Annotated in this window: 14 protein-coding genes and 1 pseudogene; 7 read left to right on the top strand and 8 right to left on the bottom strand. The window is 68.7% G+C overall.

Going from position 1 to position 16127, the window contains the following annotated elements; translation table 11 throughout:
* Positions 1-126: 126 nt before the first annotated feature.
* The 5 genes from ACH4KB_RS35095 to ACH4KB_RS35075 all read right to left on the bottom strand — a co-directional run bounded on the left by ACH4KB_RS35095 (position 127) and on the right by ACH4KB_RS35075 (position 5778).
* Positions 127-1596 (bottom strand): glycerol kinase, encoded by a 1470-nt coding sequence (locus ACH4KB_RS35095; RefSeq protein ID WP_398070685.1) that lies wholly within the window; start codon positions 1594-1596, stop codon positions 127-129.
* Positions 1596-2549, bottom strand: coding sequence for a transketolase family protein (locus ACH4KB_RS35090; protein WP_398070683.1), 954 nt, complete (start codon positions 2547-2549; stop codon positions 1596-1598). The genes ACH4KB_RS35095 and ACH4KB_RS35090 overlap by 1 nt, the downstream gene beginning before the upstream one ends.
* Entirely contained in the window at positions 2550-3455 is a 906-nt protein-coding gene (locus ACH4KB_RS35085; RefSeq protein ID WP_398070681.1) for a transketolase, read from the bottom strand. It lies immediately after the preceding gene.
* A complete protein-coding gene (locus ACH4KB_RS35080) occupies positions 3452-4489 on the bottom strand; it encodes a sugar phosphate isomerase/epimerase family protein (protein ID WP_398070679.1) in 1038 nt (345 codons plus the stop codon). Before ACH4KB_RS35080 ends, ACH4KB_RS35085 begins: the two co-directional genes overlap by 4 nt.
* Positions 4490-5085: 596 nt before the next feature.
* Positions 5086-5778 (bottom strand): TetR/AcrR family transcriptional regulator, encoded by a 693-nt coding sequence (locus ACH4KB_RS35075; RefSeq protein ID WP_398070677.1) that lies wholly within the window; start codon positions 5776-5778, stop codon positions 5086-5088.
* 390 nt (positions 5779-6168) lie between these two features.
* On the opposite strand from ACH4KB_RS35075, the gene ACH4KB_RS35070 reads away from it, so the two are divergent.
* The 3 genes from ACH4KB_RS35070 to ACH4KB_RS35060 all read left to right on the top strand — a co-directional run bounded on the left by ACH4KB_RS35070 (position 6169) and on the right by ACH4KB_RS35060 (position 10925).
* Positions 6169-7110, top strand: a complete 942-nt coding sequence (locus ACH4KB_RS35070; RefSeq protein WP_398070675.1) for a hypothetical protein — start codon at positions 6169-6171, stop codon at positions 7108-7110.
* A 367-nt stretch (positions 7111-7477) separates the two neighbouring features.
* Positions 7478-8977 (top strand): MFS transporter, encoded by a 1500-nt coding sequence (locus ACH4KB_RS35065; RefSeq protein WP_398070673.1) that lies wholly within the window; start codon positions 7478-7480, stop codon positions 8975-8977.
* Positions 8978-9110: 133 nt separating this feature from the next.
* Complete coding sequence (locus ACH4KB_RS35060) at positions 9111-10925, top strand: glycoside hydrolase family 3 protein (protein WP_398070671.1); 1815 nt, start codon at positions 9111-9113, stop codon at positions 10923-10925.
* A 53-nt stretch (positions 10926-10978) separates the two neighbouring features.
* Here the strand turns inward: ACH4KB_RS35060 and ACH4KB_RS35055 are convergent.
* Positions 10979-11506: pseudogene (locus ACH4KB_RS35055) on the bottom strand (transposase); the annotation flags it as partial.
* Between the two features lie 103 nt (positions 11507-11609).
* Positions 11610-11732, bottom strand: a complete 123-nt coding sequence (locus ACH4KB_RS35050; protein ID WP_398070669.1) for a hypothetical protein — start codon at positions 11730-11732, stop codon at positions 11610-11612.
* Positions 11733-11936: 204 nt separating this feature from the next.
* Here ACH4KB_RS35050 and ACH4KB_RS35045 point away from each other — a divergent pair, with 204 nt between their 5' ends.
* Complete coding sequence (locus ACH4KB_RS35045; RefSeq protein WP_398070667.1) at positions 11937-12068, top strand: hypothetical protein; 132 nt, start codon at positions 11937-11939, stop codon at positions 12066-12068.
* 113 nt (positions 12069-12181) lie between these two features.
* On the opposite strand, the gene ACH4KB_RS35040 is transcribed toward ACH4KB_RS35045, so the two are convergent.
* Positions 12182-12877 carry a substrate-binding domain-containing protein gene (locus ACH4KB_RS35040; RefSeq protein WP_398070665.1) on the bottom strand — a complete coding sequence of 232 codons (696 nt, stop codon included), beginning with the start codon at positions 12875-12877 and terminating at the stop codon, positions 12182-12184.
* Between the two features lie 75 nt (positions 12878-12952).
* Here ACH4KB_RS35040 and ACH4KB_RS35035 point away from each other — a divergent pair, with 75 nt between their 5' ends.
* From ACH4KB_RS35035 to ACH4KB_RS35025, 3 genes are all read left to right on the top strand, one after another.
* Positions 12953-13720, top strand: coding sequence for an IclR family transcriptional regulator (locus ACH4KB_RS35035; protein WP_398070663.1), 768 nt, complete (start codon positions 12953-12955; stop codon positions 13718-13720).
* 112 nt (positions 13721-13832) lie between these two features.
* Positions 13833-15044: a 4-hydroxybenzoate 3-monooxygenase gene (locus tag ACH4KB_RS35030; RefSeq protein ID WP_398070661.1), complete on the top strand. Its 1212-nt coding sequence runs from the start codon at positions 13833-13835 to the stop codon at positions 15042-15044.
* 52 nt (positions 15045-15096) lie between these two features.
* A complete protein-coding gene (locus ACH4KB_RS35025) occupies positions 15097-16122 on the top strand; it encodes an amidohydrolase family protein (protein ID WP_398070659.1) in 1026 nt (341 codons plus the stop codon).
* Positions 16123-16127 lie beyond the last annotated feature (5 nt).

Genomic DNA, 16127 nt, shown 5'->3' with positions numbered 1-16127 from the left:
GACTTCCTGCGGCGTACCGTTTCGACGCCGGCGACAAGTGGGAATCGGAGCCGCCTCCCACCTTGACCGGCACGTACATGGGCCTGTTCGCGTCGGGGAACAACGCGCAGGGCTGACCGCTCACCTTCATGTCCCGGCGCCCCGTACGCGGTCTCCGAGATTGCGAGCGGCTGCAAGGTGTCGGTGCCAGCGCGCCACCGTGTCGCTCCGCCGCGAGTCGTCCCAGCTCGGTGTGAAGGTCTGAAGGTTGTTGTCCGCGCGTTTTTCCAGGTCGTCAGTCGTCCAGAGGCAGAGTCCGAGTCCTGCTAGCTGGGCGACACCTGCGGCAGACAGCTCGTGGTGCGTGGCGCGGGCGACGGGGACGTCGGAGACGTCGGCCTGTAGTTGCACGAGCGTGTCACTGCGGGTCAGACCACCGTCGGCGACGACCTGCTGAAGGCCGGGCAGGACAGCGAGAACGTCGTGAACCTGGAACGCGACCGATTCCAGCGCCGCACGCGCCAACTCGGCGCGGCCGCTGCCCAGGGTGAACCCGGCGAGGACGGGCACGGCCTCGGCGTCCCACCAAGGCGCTCCGAGACCGCCGAAGGCCGGTACCAGCGTCACGTCCCCCGCGTCCGCGTCGGTCGCGAGCTGGATGAGTTCCGCCGGCTCGGTGCCGAGAACCTCAGCGAGCCAGGTGAGCGTGCGCCCGGCGGAGTGGATGTTGGCCTCGTGGGCGTACGTCGGGCGGTCCGTGTACCAGGCAATCGTGCCGCACACCAGTTCCGTGGGGTCCGGCGTGGGTGCCATCGTCATGACGGAGGAGCCGGTTCCGTACGTGACCTTCACTGTTCCTGGCCGCCAGCCCGCGTGGGCGAACAGCGCAGCGTGGGAGTCGCCCATCACGGCCAGCACAGGTGTGCCGTCCGTCAGTGGATGCAGCCCGCGCACAGCTCCGAAGGAGGCGGCGGAGGGAACGATCCGGCTCAGCGATGCGCGCGGGATGTCGAACAGGTCGAGCAGTTCCTCGTCCCAGTCTCCCGTGGCGAGGTTGAGCAACTGGGTGCGAGAGGCGTTGCCGATCTCGGTGACTGATTCGCCGGTCAGCACGTGCAGCAGGTAGGCGTCCACGGTGCCAAGGCGCAAGGTGCCGGCCCGGCTGTGTGCGCGGGTGGGGTCGTGCCGGTCGAGCAGGTCTGCCATCTTCAGAGCGGAGAACATGGGGTCGAGCGGGAGGCCCGTACGCCGGCGGATCTCCGGGCCCATCCCCGAACGGGAGAGGCGGGCCGCACGCTCCGCGCCACGCCGGTCCTGCCAGCTGACCAGCGGCGCTACAGGCTTTCCGGTGGCCTGCTCCCACAGAACGGCCGACTCCCGCTGGGTGCTCAGGGCCACACCGGCCACGGCGTGCGGGTCGGTGTCCTTCATGCACGCGGCTACGGCCGTGCGCACGCTGCTGAGCAGTTCCAGGGCATCCTGCTCCACCAGACCGGGCCCTGGGAAGAACTGGCGCATGGGCGCCTCAGCCCGGGAGACGACATCGCCCGCGGTGTTCAGGAGCAATGCCTTCGTGGAACTGGTGCCCTGGTCGATGGCGAGAACGTGCGGCTTCATCACACTCGTCCCAGGACGTCGCGCGCGGCGGCTGCGATGCCGTCGGCGGTCAGACCGAAGTGGTCGAGCAGGAACGAGGCGCTGCCGGTCGGGGCGAAGGACGGCACGCCCAGCATGCGCACCGCCACCGGGTGGGTCTCGACGATGACCTTGGCCACGGCGGCGCCCAGGCCGCCGGAGAGCAGACCTTCCTCAGCGGTGACGACGGCACCGGTTTCCCGTGCGGCGGCCACTACGGCGGCGACGTCGAGCGGCTCGACGAAGGTCATGTTGAGCACGCGGGCGGAGATGCCTTCCTGCCCGAGGATGCCGGCGGCTTCCAGCGCGCGGGAGACCATCGTGCCGACCGCGATCAAAGTGACGTCGGTGCCCTCGGCGAGGCGTACGGCCCGCCCGGCTTCGAACGGCGCGTCGTCCGGGGTGACGGCCGGCACCTTGAACCGGGGCACGCGGATGTACGTCGGCCTGCCTGATACGGCGGCCCAGCGCACGGCGCTTCGGGTCTGCGCCGGATCCGCGGGGACGATGATCTCCAGTCCCGGGACGGCGCGCATCCAGGACAGGTCCTCGATGGAGTGGTGAGTGGGGCCCAGCTCGCCGTAGGCCATGCCGGGGCTCTGGCCGCAGAGGACGACGTGGCGGTGGGTGTAGGCGATGTCGGCCTTGATCTGTTCCATGGCGCGGCCGGTGAGGAAGGGGGCGGCGGCGGACGTGAAGGGGATGAAGCCGGCGTTGGAGAGGCCGGCGGAGACACCCACCATGTCCTGCTCGGCGATGCCCACGTTGATCAGGCGGTCAGGGAACTCCTCACGGAACTTGGTCAGGTTGCTGGAGCCGACCGAGTCGTTGCACACGGCCACGATCCGCTCGTCCGCGCGGGCCAGCGTGATGAGTTCGTCGGCGAAGTCCACACGGCAGTCGAAGGTGGGGGCCTGGGTGGCCAGGGTGGTCAATTAGCTCAGCTCCTCAAGCGCGAGACGTACCTGATCGTCGGTGGGCACCTTGTGATGCCACTCGACGCGGTCTTCCATGAACGACACGCCCTTGCCCTTGAGGGTGTTCGCGATCACCGCGACGGGACGTCCCGTCGTCGACGGTGCGAACGCCTCCCTGATGGCCTGGTGGTCGTGCCCGTCGATGACACGGACCTCCCAGCCGAAGCTCGCCCACTTCGCGTCCAGCGGATCCAGGGACGTGGTGTCCTCCGTCCGGGCGCCTTGCTGCAGCCGGTTGCGGTCCACGACGGCCGTCAGGTTGGACAGACGGTAATGGGCGGCTGTCATGGCGGCCTCCCAGTTGCTGCCCTCCTGCATCTCCCCGTCACCGAGCACGGTGATGGTCCGCCAGGTTTCGTGCCGCAGCTTCGCGCCGAGAGCGATACCGGTGGCGACCGGGAAGCCGTGGCCGAGCGGTCCGGTGTTGGTCTCCACGCCAGGGACCTTGAGGCGGGCGGGGTGGCCGTTGAGCGGTGACAAAGGAGCCATGAACTCGCTCAGCCGGGCCCGGGGGAAGAATCCGCAGGAGGCCAGTGTCGAGTACAGGGCCGCGGCGCAGTGGCCCTTGCTCAGCACGAACCGGTCGCGCTGCGGGTGGGAGGGGTCGGTGGGATGCATCCGCAGGGTCCCCCACATGGCCGTGACCAGCAGGTCGGTGACGGACAGGTCACCACCTACATGTCCCAGTCCGGCGGACTGGATGGTGGTCAGGATGTCGCGGCGCACGGCGGTCGAGATCTCGGCCAGCTCCGTGGCGGCCTCGGCGGAGGACATCGCACGCAGCCGCGCACTGCGCTGGTGATAGAGCCGGGCAGCGGCTTCGTCAGACCGCAGCGGCGCCGGAATATCCAGGGTGGTGGTCACGCGCACTCGCTTTCCGCGAGGGCGCGGAACAGCGCTCGCTTCGCAATTCGCTGGGCCCCGAGCGCGTCCTGCGCAAGCTGGGCGGCAGCGAGTTCTTCCTGGTCAAGGTAGGTCAGCGCCTGGTGGAAGGCGCGCATGGTGCGGATACCGGTGCGGGCGGCCTCGACGGGGTCCTCCCGGAAGGGGAACTGGTCGAGTTGCCAGACGCCCTGCCAGCCGGCGTTTTCAAGGGCGAAGAAGAACTCGAACGTCTCCAGCAGGTGCACCGAACCGACGACCATGTCGTCGTCCCAGCCCCGGAAGTTGTCGTTGACGTCGATCGCGAAGAGCTTGTCGCGGGCGATCGCCAGCCGGGCTGCCTCGGCCGGAGTCTCGCCGCCGTACAGGGAGTGGCCGAAGTCCAGGAGCAAGCCGACGTTGTCCACACCCATGTCCTGGATCGCGAGCAACGTGCGGGCCGCGGAGGAGAAGAACATCCGGTTCCGCGGCTCACGCGGTTTGTACTCGATCGCGAACTTCAGGCCGGGGAAGGACTGGGCGAGCTCGCGCAGCGCATCCACCGATTTCGTCCACAGGTCGCTGTAGTCGGCCTGGAAGGGGTAGTCGTAGCCGTCCTGGCCGGGCCAGATCTTGATGTAGTCGACGCCGAGCTCACGGCCCACCTGAGCGGAGGCCGCGACCAGGTCTATGGCCTGCCGTCGCACGACAGGGTCCGGGTTGGTGAAGCCGCCCTTGGCGAACTGGCCCGTGTAGATCTCCGGCGTCACGGCGATGGCCCGCAGGTTCTGCTCGGCCAGGGCGTCGCGGACCTCGGCGGTGCTGATGCCGCCGGGAGGGAAGGGCCAGTTCAGGTCGAGCACGGACAGGTCACCGACAGAGCCGGCGAGCTTGATGGCGTCCAGGACAGTGCGCTGCTCGCCGTATCCGTCCGTGGCATAGCGGTCGACATAGGTCGCGAAATGCCAGACCCCGGCGCCGAAGACCGGCTCGCCCCTGGACGGACTCTGAATGTTTATGCGCGATTGATTGGACATGCATCTCAAGCTACGAAGCGGGATCGGGCATGTCAACCCCCGGCCCTTTCGATCCCTGGCCGGGCGGGCGCGCGCACCGAGAGCGAGAAGGGGCCTACTCGCGGTTGCGGAAAACGTCATAGGACATAGCAAATCATCCCTATTCGGGTGCGCCACGGCGCGCCGGAGAGGCCGCTCGCCAGGGGCCTGACGTCGGCTGGATGGGGGTGATCGAAGTCTTGCCTGTCTGCGGCGCTTCTGGCTGCCCGCGCGGGTCGGACAGTGCACCCCGGGCCTCAGACACCCGCACGAAGGTCCGATAGCAACAGCGGCAGACGCCAGGGCCGCGCCGGACGCGAAAGCAACAGGCGGGGCCCTGAAAGAGCCCTGCGCGGCTCCACTCAGGTGACAGCGACAGGCGTTGCTCGGACCTGCAGGGGGTCGCGGTCACGACGCGGGCTGCGCCGTCTCAGACGCCTGGACAAGGCAGGCCGTAGCGCCCGGGGGCCTCCCCACCCTGACCCGGTTCGGCGCCTCGCCGACGGTTCGGGCTGGTCGCCCGCGCCCGACGGTCCGTCGAGCGCTTACGCAGCTGAGGGGATCCGGCCGCGCAGCGATCAGGAGGGCAGGCCGCTCTGGTCGACGGTCAGCCGCCGGCACAGGGCGTCGAGGTACCCGAGGTGGGCCGACAGGAAGTCGAAGGCCCCATCGGACAGGGACCACTGGATCTGCAGGCCGTCCGCGACGGCGAGCATTTCGCGGGCGACGGCCAGTGCGTCGATGCCGGGATGCAGTGCTCCGGTCTCGATACCGTGGGTGATCGTCTTCGCGATGATGTTCAGCACGCGCTCGTAACGCTGCTGGAAGTAGAGGTGGGCCGGATGGTCGTCCGCACCGGCTTCAGCCGACAGCAGCGCGAACATCTGCATGAGGCCCGGCTGGGTGACGTTGAACCGGGTCTGCTCGGCGATGAGCCGGAACAGCTCGACGGGATCGGGAGCCTCGGGGTCCAGGCGGAAGTAGAACTGTTCGAACGCCTGCGTCTCGCGGGTCTCCAGCACCGCGCGAAGGAGCTCGCTCTTGCTGCCGAAGTGATGCATCAGCCCGGTGTGGGAAATGCCCACATCAACCGCGATCTTCTGCAGCGAAGCGTTCTGGTACCCCTTGCGGGCGAAGTGGGCGACCGCCGTCTCCAGAATGAGACGGCGCCGCTCATCCGCAGCCGCGTACGTTCCTGTCCGGCGGCGGGTCCGGGGCTGCTTGGCGGTGCGGCGGGCAGGGGTGGCGGACGACTCGGCGGCGCTGGACATGAGGATGAGGATACGTCGTACTCCCATCCAGGACGTGCGAAGTTTCTCTAAAACCTTACATTTGAGTCTGTTTTTAGTTTAGTGTCGGCCCGTCCTTGCGGCGTCAAGCCGCACACCACGGGCGGGCGGCTCCTGCGCTCCCATGCCAGCATCCGCCCGACACCGAAGGACAGCGCGCCATCGGACTGAACGTGACTTGCCGTTTCCCGTGACCTTGAAGGCGACATGACGCCCCTGCCACACGATCCCCGCGCCGAGTTCACCAGCCTCCTACGGCAACTCACGAGTCAGCTGCCGCCTGACCAAGGGGCCCTCCAGGCACTCACGAACCACCGCCCCTTCCTCCTGCAGGCGTACCTCGACGGGTATCGACTGCCCCCCTGGAAGACGGTGGATCTTCTCCTCACCGACTACGAGTGGCACTGCGGGGACAGCACGCCATGGCGCCATCACCTGCAGGCGCTGCACGAAGAGGTGGCGCAAGCCGACATGGCCGCCGTCCAGCAGTCCGCCGCCGACAGCCCTGCGAAAGCCGCCGCACCCCCTGCGGACTCATCCCGCCTGACCGGCATCCGCCCAAGCGGCGGCGCGCCGGCCGACCCCGCGCGCGAGGCGTCGCTTCCGCAGCCCACCCGGGCAGCCGAGAATCGCCCCTCTCCATCGCCGGCGAGTGCAGATCGCATAGGGCGCAGAGCCAGCGCCGCCCTGGCCGCGCTGGCTTTCGGTGCTGCAGCACCGACGGTGCCCTCGACCGCACCCTCGCCCCAAGCCCAGAGGCCTGCCATCCCAGAGCTGCCGCGCCACATGGTCGAGCAGGCGCGGCATGCCGCTCGCCGTCTCCGGGCCCTACGCGCGGACGGCAGGTCCGGAGAGGCGCATGCACTGCTGGCGGCAGCCGCTGCCGCGTCGCCCGAAGACGTCGTCGCGCTGATCGACGCGCTCCAGGAGAGCGGCCAGGACATGGAGATCCCGGACCTCCTGTGGGAGCTGGCTTCCTTGTGCCCAGGGGAGCAGGCTCGGACCTCGGCGGCGCTCAAGACGCACGGCCGGACCGCTCACGCCGGCCATAGCCTTCGCCTGGCCGCCGGCCTCCCGGCAGCTGCCGTCGCAGAACTGGCCGGTGAACTGTTCAGATCCGGCCACGTCGATCTGGGAACCGAGCTTCTGAAGGCAGTACTCATCACCCGACCACGGGCCGACGCCGTAGCCATCGTCCAGGCCAAGCCCTCCCTGACAGGACAATTGATTGCTACAGCACAGAACGTCTCTGCAGACTGCCACCGCAGCCTCTTGTTCATGCTGCGTACGGACGGCGACCTCGCCGGCCGGTGACCTCGCCACCTAGACGCCAGCCATAGGCCGGGTCCGGCCGAACTCCCCTTTCTCAATGCAGCCCATCCCCGGCGGGGAAGCGGATCCACACCGCTTTCGCGCCGGGGCGCGGTCGTTTGCGCAGCCGTCACCCCGGTCGGCGGCAGGGTCGAGCCCAGCGCCTCACCGCAGATGATCATGTGAGTTGCGTAAGCAAATCAGCTACCAGAGCATGTGACGGAATCGTGACCTGCGTCACTCTGTTAAAAACCTGTAACCAACTCGGTTTTTAAGTTACGGTGCACGGCATCTGAACACTTCCAGCCACTTCTGTGGCACTGGGCGGAACCCGGTCTCGCGGTGCCGCCCCCATTCGGAAGGACACGCGATGACGCGTACTCCTGCGGCCTCCCCGCCTCCCGCCTCGACGGCGGGCCTCACCTCCGAACACGGCACCCGTCTGGGTTCCCGGCTGACCATGGTCCTTCTGGCCATGCTCTGGCCGGCCCAGATGCTCACCGTGGCCGGAGTGTTCACCTCCACCTCCCAGGGGGCCATCGCTCAGCACTTCCAGACGACACAGATCGCCTGGTTCATGACGATCTACGCTCTGGTAGTGGCGCTCGCCACCCCGTTCGTGGCCAAAGCCGGAGACCTCTTCGGCCGCAAGCGCGTCATGCTCGCGATCCTCGTCGCAGGCCTGATCGGCGACCTCGTCGTCGTCCTGGCGCCCTCCTTCGAGATCATGCTCGTCGGCCGTGCCATCGCGGGGCTCTACGGACCCATGGCCGCTCTTGTGTACGCCTCGGCGCGAGACGTCTTCCCTCCCCGGTACGTCGGCCTGGCCACCGGCCTGATCGGCAGCTCGGCAGGCATCGTCCTGGTCGTCTGTCCCCTCGTCGCCGGTTGGCTCCTCGACCACACCGGCTTCCACGGAGTGCTCTGGGCGCTCGGTGGCGGCATCGCGCTGGGTCTGCTCCTGGTCCTGGTTTTCGTGCCCGACATCCCTCCGACCGAAGAGCGCGTTCACTTCGACTGGGCCGGCGGCCTGCTGCTGGGCAGCAGCGCGACCGTCCTCGTCTACGCACTGGGGCAGGGCGGGACATGGGGCTGGACCGACGGCCGCTTCCTGGGCCTGATAGCTGCCGCGATAGTTCTCGCCGTGCTGTTCGTCGTCGTCGAGCGGCGAGTGGCGGAACCTCTGTTGGACGTGCGCATGCTCGCCCGCCCCGGAGTCTCCACCGTCCTGGCCGGCTCAGCGATCGCGCAGGGCACCTTCTTCAGCGCCGGAACCATGGTGGTCTTCGTCGCGCTCTACCCCTACATCCCCGGTGCCTCCTCGGGCCTCGGATGGTCAGGCACCCACACCGCAGTCGTCGGTACCCCGGCAGGACTCCTGGTCATCCTGGTCGGCGTGGGCGCCGGCCTTCTCACCCGGAAGGTCGACCCGCGTCTCCCCTGGCGGGCAGGACTCGTGATCACCACCGCGGGTCTGATCGCCCAGGGCTTCTTCCACCACAACGAACTGCAGATCATCCTCGCCGGCTGTCTGACCAACATCGGCGCCGGCCTGGTCCTCTCCTGTGCCGGCATCCTCCTCCTCGGGGTGGTCTCCCACCGGGAACAGGGCGTGGCCAGCGGCATGGCCGTCATGCTCACCAACCTTATGAACGCCCTCACCACCCAGCTCATGTTCACCGCGCTCAACAGCGACCGGAACATCCTCAACGGCACCGCCTTCTACACGGACGACGCGCTCAGCAACGCCTACTTCACCCTCGCCGCCTGCATGGGTATCGCTCTCCTGCTGTCGTTCCTCATCCCCAGGGTTCTTCGGCCTGACCAGATCGAGACCGGCACCACCGAACAGGCCACGTCCAACCGCTGAACCCCGCCGGATACGCAAGGGCCACCCCCTGGCGTATCCGGCACCGCCCGTTTCTCCCGTCAGCACGCCACTCCACCGACGAGCCCTTGGCCTGAACAGGCAGCCGCTCATCGCAGCAAGAAGGAGACCCTTCGTGACCACCCCCCACCCCGCAGCCGCCTCACCCCTGCCGTACCAGGACCCTCAGCTCAGTGTCGAGCAGCGCGTCGCGGACCTGCTTGCACGCATGACCCTGGAGGAGAAGGCCGGCCAGCTCTTCCACACCATGGTCACGATGGGCGAGAACGGGACCCTCGCCGACGACCCCGCCAGGGCCCCCGGCGGCACCACCGCCCGGATCATGGTCACCGGCCAGTACATGTCGCACTTCAACCTCCTCGGCGCGGGAAGCCCCCGCGAGATGGCCCAGTGGCACAACCACCTGCAGGAACTCGCCGCGCAGACCCGGCTCGGCATCCCCGTCACCCTCTCGACCGACCCGCGTCACTCCTTCACCGACAACCCCGGCACCGCGATGATGGCCGGCCCGTTCTCGCAGTGGCCCGAGCCCCTCGGTCTGGCTGCCCTCGACGACCCGGAGCTGGTGCGCTCCTACGCCGACACCGTGCGCCGCGAGTATCTCTCCGTCGGCCTCCGCGTCGCCCTGCACCCCCAGATCGACTTGGCGACCGAGCCCCGCTGGTCCCGCATCCCGGGCACGTTCGGCGAGGACGCGGACCTGACCTCACGCCTCGTGAGCGCCTACATCACCGGCCTGCACGGACCGAGCAGAGAACTCGGCCCCGACAGCGTGGCCGCCATGGTCAAGCACTTCCCCGGCGGCGGCCCGCAGAAGGACGGCGAGGACCCCCACTTCGGCTACGGCCGCGAGCAGGTCTACCCAGGCGGACGCTTCGAATACCACTTGCAGCCCTTCAAGGCGGCCATCGAAGCCGGCGCCACCCAGGTCATGCCGTACTACGGCACGCCCGTCGGCACCGAGCACGAGGAGGTCGGATTCGGCTTCAACAAGGGAATCATCACCGGCCTGCTCCGCGAACAGCTCGGCTTCACCGGCCTCGTCGTCGCGGACTGGGGCCTGATCACCGACAACGACATCATGGGCGAACCCCACCCCGCCCGGGCATGGGGCGTCGAGCACCTCACCCCCGAAGAACGGCTGCTCAAGGCGTTGCACGCCGGAGTCGACCAGTTCGGCGGCGAACGCTGCCCCGAACTCGTCGTCGCACTCGTCCATGCCGGGCGCCTACAGGAATCCCGCCTCGACGCATCCGTCGCCAGGCTCCTTGCCGAGAAGTTCCGGCTCGGCCTTTTCGACGACCGCCGCTTCGTCGACCCCGACCACGCCGAGAAGACCGTCGGCCGCGCCGACTTCCGCGCCGCGGGCGCCGCCGCCCAGCGCCGCTCCGTGACCGTCCTCAAGAACGAAGTCATCCCCGGCACCGCCCTGCTCCCCCTCACCGGACGGCCCCGCCTCTACGTCAAGAACATGGATCCGGCCGCCGCGGCTCCGTACGCCGACATCACGTCCGACCCCGCGGAAGCACACTTCGCCGTCCTTCGCCTGAACACTCCCTTCGAGCCCCGGCCCGGACTCTTCGAATCCTTCTTCCACGCCGGCCGCCTCGACTTCCCCGAGGACGAACTGAAGAAGATCCTCACCCTGCTCGACACGGTGCCCACCATCGTCGTCATCCACCTCGAACGCCCAGCGGTCATCCCCGAGATCGCCGACCGCAGCGCGGCACTACTGGCCGCCTACGGCGCCGACGACGAGGCGATCCTGGACGTCCTCTTCGGCAACGCAACCCCTGAGGGACATCTGCCCTTCCAGCTGCCCCGATCGATGGACGAGGTACGGCGAGGCCGGCCCGATGTACCCCAGGAGAGCACAGACCCCCTCTACGCCTTCGGCCACGGTCTGACCCTGCGCCCCACAAGCTCCTGAACCGCTCCCCGCCAGAGGGCTTTCGATCTAGGCGAATCGCCCTTTATCTCTTATTAGGTTCCTCGCCAGGCGGGTGTGGTCTCGTCCGTTACGCGCTTGGCGAGGTTGTCGATCGAGGCGATGTGGATCACGGCTTCGGAGCTGGTGGTGAGGGTTTCGTAGTCGCGGGCGAGGCGGCGGTGCATCATGATCCATCCGATGCTGCGCTCGACGACCCAGCGTCTCTTCACGATGTGAAATCCGCGCTTCTCGGGGTTGCGATTGACGACTTCGACGTCGATTCCGGGGGTGGCGCCGTGTTCGATGACGGCGTTCTTGAAGCCGGTGTCGACCCAGCTCTTCTCAAGGGTCGGGTACGTCTCCTTGGCTTGGCCGAGGAGACGTACCCCCATGGCGTTTTCCGAGAGGCCGGCGCCTGCGATGGTCACGGCGAGGATGAGGCCGATGGCGTCGGTCAGGATGCCTCACTCCCGTCCGCCGATCTTCTTGGCGGCGTCGGTTCCCTGGCTGGTCAGGGGCACGTCGGTGGAAGTCTTGACGCTCTGGGTGTCGATGACGGAGGCCGTCGGTTCGGGCTTACGACGGCACCTGGAAGCGGATGCTGGAGCGACTACAGGTCCAAGTCGACGCGCAGGAGTTGATCACCTGGGACGTGGGCGTGGATTCGACTGTCTGCCGTGCCCATCAGTACGCCGTCGGCGCGCGCAGGAAGGGGATCTGCGGCGCGAGTTGCCCGGCGGGATCGACACCGAGCCGGACGACCATGGACTCGGACGGTCCCGAGGTGGCCTGACTACAAAGATCCACCTCGCGACCGAGCAGGGGCAGAAGTCGCTGCTGATCACTGCCAGGCACCGGCACGACAGTCCGCAGTTCCAGCCTGTCCTCGAGCGCATCCGCGTCCCCCCGCACCGGTCCTGGACGACCGAACACCAAACCGTCCAGGGTTCGTCCCGACAAAGTCCACGGTTCTCGCGCGAACCGCGCCTACCTGCGCAGACGCAGGATCGGATGCGCTGTCCCGGAAAGGCCGACCAGATCCGCAACCGCAAGAAGCTCGGCTCCCGAGGCGGCCGGCCGCCGGTCTTCAACCAGGAGGACCACAAGGAGCGCCACGCGGTGAAGTGCGGATCAACCGGCTGAAACGGCACCGCACGGTGGCCACGAGATACGACAAGTTGGCTGGGCGCTACGAGGCGACAGTGCTGGTCGCAGCCATCAACGAGTGGCTTTGACCAGCACGCTCGCAACAGACCCTAGTCCCCAGGCGGCCGCATGCCCCTAGTACGGGCGGCCCTCGATGCCGCGTCGGAGCCAAGGAGGGCAAGGACTTCGCGTGCGAGGCTCGGCTGGCTGGAGGCGGCCAGTACACCCCCGCTGAACGTCGAGCTGATGGCGGTATCACCTGGAAGCGGGCCGATGACGACGACGCCCGGCAGGTCCATCAACTCGCTGTGCTGTTGAAAGGCCAGGTCGGCTTGGCCGGACGCCAGCAGGCTGCCTGCGGGCACCCCCGGTGGCACTTGAACGAGCCGGTCACACAGCATGTCGTCGAGAGCGAGCCGGGTAATCAGATCATTGAGGGCCGTACCGCTGGGGCCGGTGGAGTAGGCGATCCCCTTCGCGGAGGTCAGCGCGGCTCGCAGGTCAGATTCCGACCCGAGCGCCGGAACAGGTGTCCCTTCTGCCACGGCGGCAACGACCTGGGAGACCCATAGCGGTCGCGTCGTGCCCTTGAGGATGTGCCCTTCCTTCTCCAACTCGGCCAGTGCGCTGTCGGAGAGGACGAGCAGGTCGGCCTCGGCGCCTTCGCGCACCCGCCGCGCGATCTCGACCCCGCCGGCGGAATCGAAACGCACAGAGAGCCCGTGAGCGAGCCGAATGTGTTCGGACAGCTCGACCAGTACGGGCCGCGTCGCCATCGAAGACAGCCCGGAGATGCCTCGGTCCACATCGCCTCCTTGGTGTCCGGCAGATGGTACGGCGCGCGGCCACGTGCCTCAATACCGGTCTGACAGACTGGCGATGTGAGCACAACCCGGAGCACGGCGGCTGGAAAGGTCCTGGAGGTCCTCTCGGCCTTCGACCGCGAGCGCCCATCTCAGACGTTGTCGGAGATTGCCCACCGCACAGGGCTGGCCCTGAGCACCACGCACCGGGTGGTGGCCGAGCTGGCGGGCTGGGGCGTGCTGGAGCGGGCCGCGGACGGGTCCTGGCACGTGGGGCTGCGGCTCTGGGAGATCGCCTCGGGCTGCCCGCGCACCCAGATCCTGCGCGATGTGGCGCTGCCGTTCATGCAGGACCTGTACGAGGTCACACACGAGAACATCCAGCTCGCGGTGCGGGAGGGCACGGAACTCGTATTCATCGAGCGGATCGCCGGGCACCGCTCGGTGGAGCTGCTGACGATGGTCGGGACGCGTTTCCCGATCGCCTCCACAGGGATGGGGCGGGTACTTCTCGCGCACGCGCCGCAGGAGATCCAGGAGGAGGTCCTCGACGCGCCGCTGCGGGCATGGACCCCGCACACGGTCGTCGATCCGAAGGCGCTACGGGCGCAGTTGGACCGGATCCGCCGCGAGCACGTCTGCGTCAGCGACCGGCAGCTGTCGGAGAGTACGGTCGCGGTGGCCGCGCCCGTACGGATCGGGCGGGTCGGGCCGGTGAGCGCCGCCCTGGGGGTGGTGATCACAGCGCAGGGCGCGGGCGGTACGCGCCGGTTGCGGGAGCCGCTGATGCGGGCCGCGCACGGAATCTCCGACGAGCTCGGTCGGCGTACCCGCACGACCTCCTGAGATTCCGGACCGGGAAGGGCTTCCGCCTGACGGAAACGGCAGCGACCTGGCATCGGACCGGGTGTCAACGTTCGGGGTAGTCCAGAACGTGCGCCCTCGCTCAGGAGTTGCCATGGCCGATGCCCTCGTCGACACCGTCGCCTCGGTCCCCGTGGCTGTCATCGGTGCCGGTCCCGCCGGCCTGATGCTGGCACACCGGCTCGGGCGCGCAGGGGTCGGGACGATCGTGCTCGACACCCGTACCCGGCACGAGATCGAGACGACGCAGAGGGCCGGGATCCTGGAGGCCGACGTGGCCCGGGACCTGGTCGAGACCGGTGTCTCCGACCGGATCCTGCGGGACGGCCACGAGCACGAGGGCACCGAGCTCCGGTTCGGTGGCCGGGCTTACCGGATTCCTTTCAAGGCCCTGGTGGGCGAGTCGGTGTGGCTCTACCCGCAGACCGACGTGTTCATCGACCTGGCCGACGCGCGGGAGCGCGACGGCGGCACGGCCCACTTCGGTGTCAGGGATACCGAGGTCCTCGACATCGCCACCGGCTCCCCGCGCGTCCGGTACACCGCGGCCGACGGGTCCCGGCATGAGATCCGCGCGCGGTACGTGGTCGGCGCGGACGGGTCCCGCAGCATGTGCCGCGACCTGGTGCCGGAGGACCGGCGGACGCGGTACGGCAAGGAGTACCCCTTCGCGTGGTTCGGCATCCTCGCCGAGGCGCCGTTGAGCGCACCCGAGCTGGTCTACGCCCATTCCGAGCACGGCTTCGCGCTGATCAGCCAGCGCACCGAGGCCGTGCAGCGCATGTACTTCCAGTGCTCCCCCGACGAGTCCGTCGGCGCCTGGTCGGACGACCGCATCTGGGACACCCTCCAGGCGCGGGTGGCCGGTGAGGACGGCTTCCGGCTGAAGGAGGGGCCCGTCATCGATAAGACGGTACTGCGGTTCCGCTCCTTCGTGCAGGAGCCCATGCGCTGGGGCTCAATGGTGCTCGCCGGTGACGCCGCGCACACAGTGCCGCCAACCGGCGCCCGCGGGCTCAACCTGGCGCTGCACGACGTGAAGGTCCTCGCCGCCGTAATACTGCGGGCCCTCGGCCGCGAAGGCGAGGCCGCGCTGGACGAGTACCAGCCGCGGGCCCTCCAGCGGGTGTGGCGGGCCCAGAACTTCTCGTACTGGATGACCCAGCTGCTCCACACCGCGCCCGGCGCCTCGGCCTTCGACCTGCGGCGCCAGCTCGGCGAACTCGACAACGTGGTGGGCACACACGCCGGACGCGCCTACCTCTCGGAGCAGTACACCGGCTGGCCTCTCAGCGCCCAGGGCTGACGGTGTCCCCGGCCCGGTCGGCTCCTGCCCCGACACTCCCAGGAGACCTCCCATGATCATCGACTGTCACGGTCACTTCACCACCGCGCCACCGCAGCTGGCCGAGTGGCGCGACCGGCAGATCGCGGCCGTCGACTCCCCGACGGACGCACCCGACCCCGACGACCTCGTCATCACCGACGACGACCTGCGCCAGACCGTCGAGGGCAACCAGCTGCGCATAATGGACGAGCGCGGCAGCGACCTCACGATCTTCTCCCCGCGGGCCAGCTTCATGGCCCACCACATCGGCGACTTCGCCGTCTCCTCGGCGTGGGCGCGGATCTGCAACGACCTCGTGCACCGCGTCAGCACGCTCCATCCCGACCGGTTCGCGATGGGCGCGATGCTGCCGCAGTCCCCCGGCGCCGACCCGGCGACCTGCCTGCCCGAGCTGCGCCGCGCGGTCGAGGAGCTCGGCGCGGTGACGGTCAGCCTCAACCCAGATCCCTCGGGCGGCCGTTGGACGGCGCCACCGCTGACGGACCGGAGCTGGTACCCCCTCTACGAGGCGATGGCCGCGTACGACGTCCCCGCGATGATCCACGTCTCCACGTCCTGCAACCCGGCCTTCCACACCACCGGCGCGCACTACCTGAACGCCGACACCACGGCCTTCATGCAGCTCGTCCAGGGCGACCTGTTCGCCGACTTCCCGACGCTGCGGTTCGTGATCCCGCACGGCGGCGGTGCCGTGCCGTACCACTGGGGCCGGTTCCGCGGCCTGGCGATGGCGCTCGGCAAGCCGGACCCGGAGGCACTGCTCGACAACGTCTTCTTCGACACCTGCGTCTACCACCAGCCCGGCATCGACCTGCTCACCCAAGTGATCCCCAGCCGGTCCGTCCTGTTCGCCAGCGAGATGATCGGCGCGGTCCGCGACATCGACCCGCGCACCGGCCACCACTTCGACGACACGAAGCGGTACGTCGACGCCACCCCGCACCTGTCGGACGAGGCCCGCGCCGCCGTCTACTCCGGCAACGCCCTGCGCGTCTACCCCCGACTCGCCGCCCGCCTCGCCGCGGCCGGCCGCTGACCCCA

It is taken from the genome of Streptomyces sp. NPDC017520 (assembly GCF_044329855.1).
In the GTDB taxonomy this organism is placed as follows: domain Bacteria; phylum Actinomycetota; class Actinomycetes; order Streptomycetales; family Streptomycetaceae; genus Streptomyces.
The sequence above is the reverse complement of the archived record's forward strand: the minus strand, read 5'-3'. Positions and strand labels throughout refer to the sequence as shown.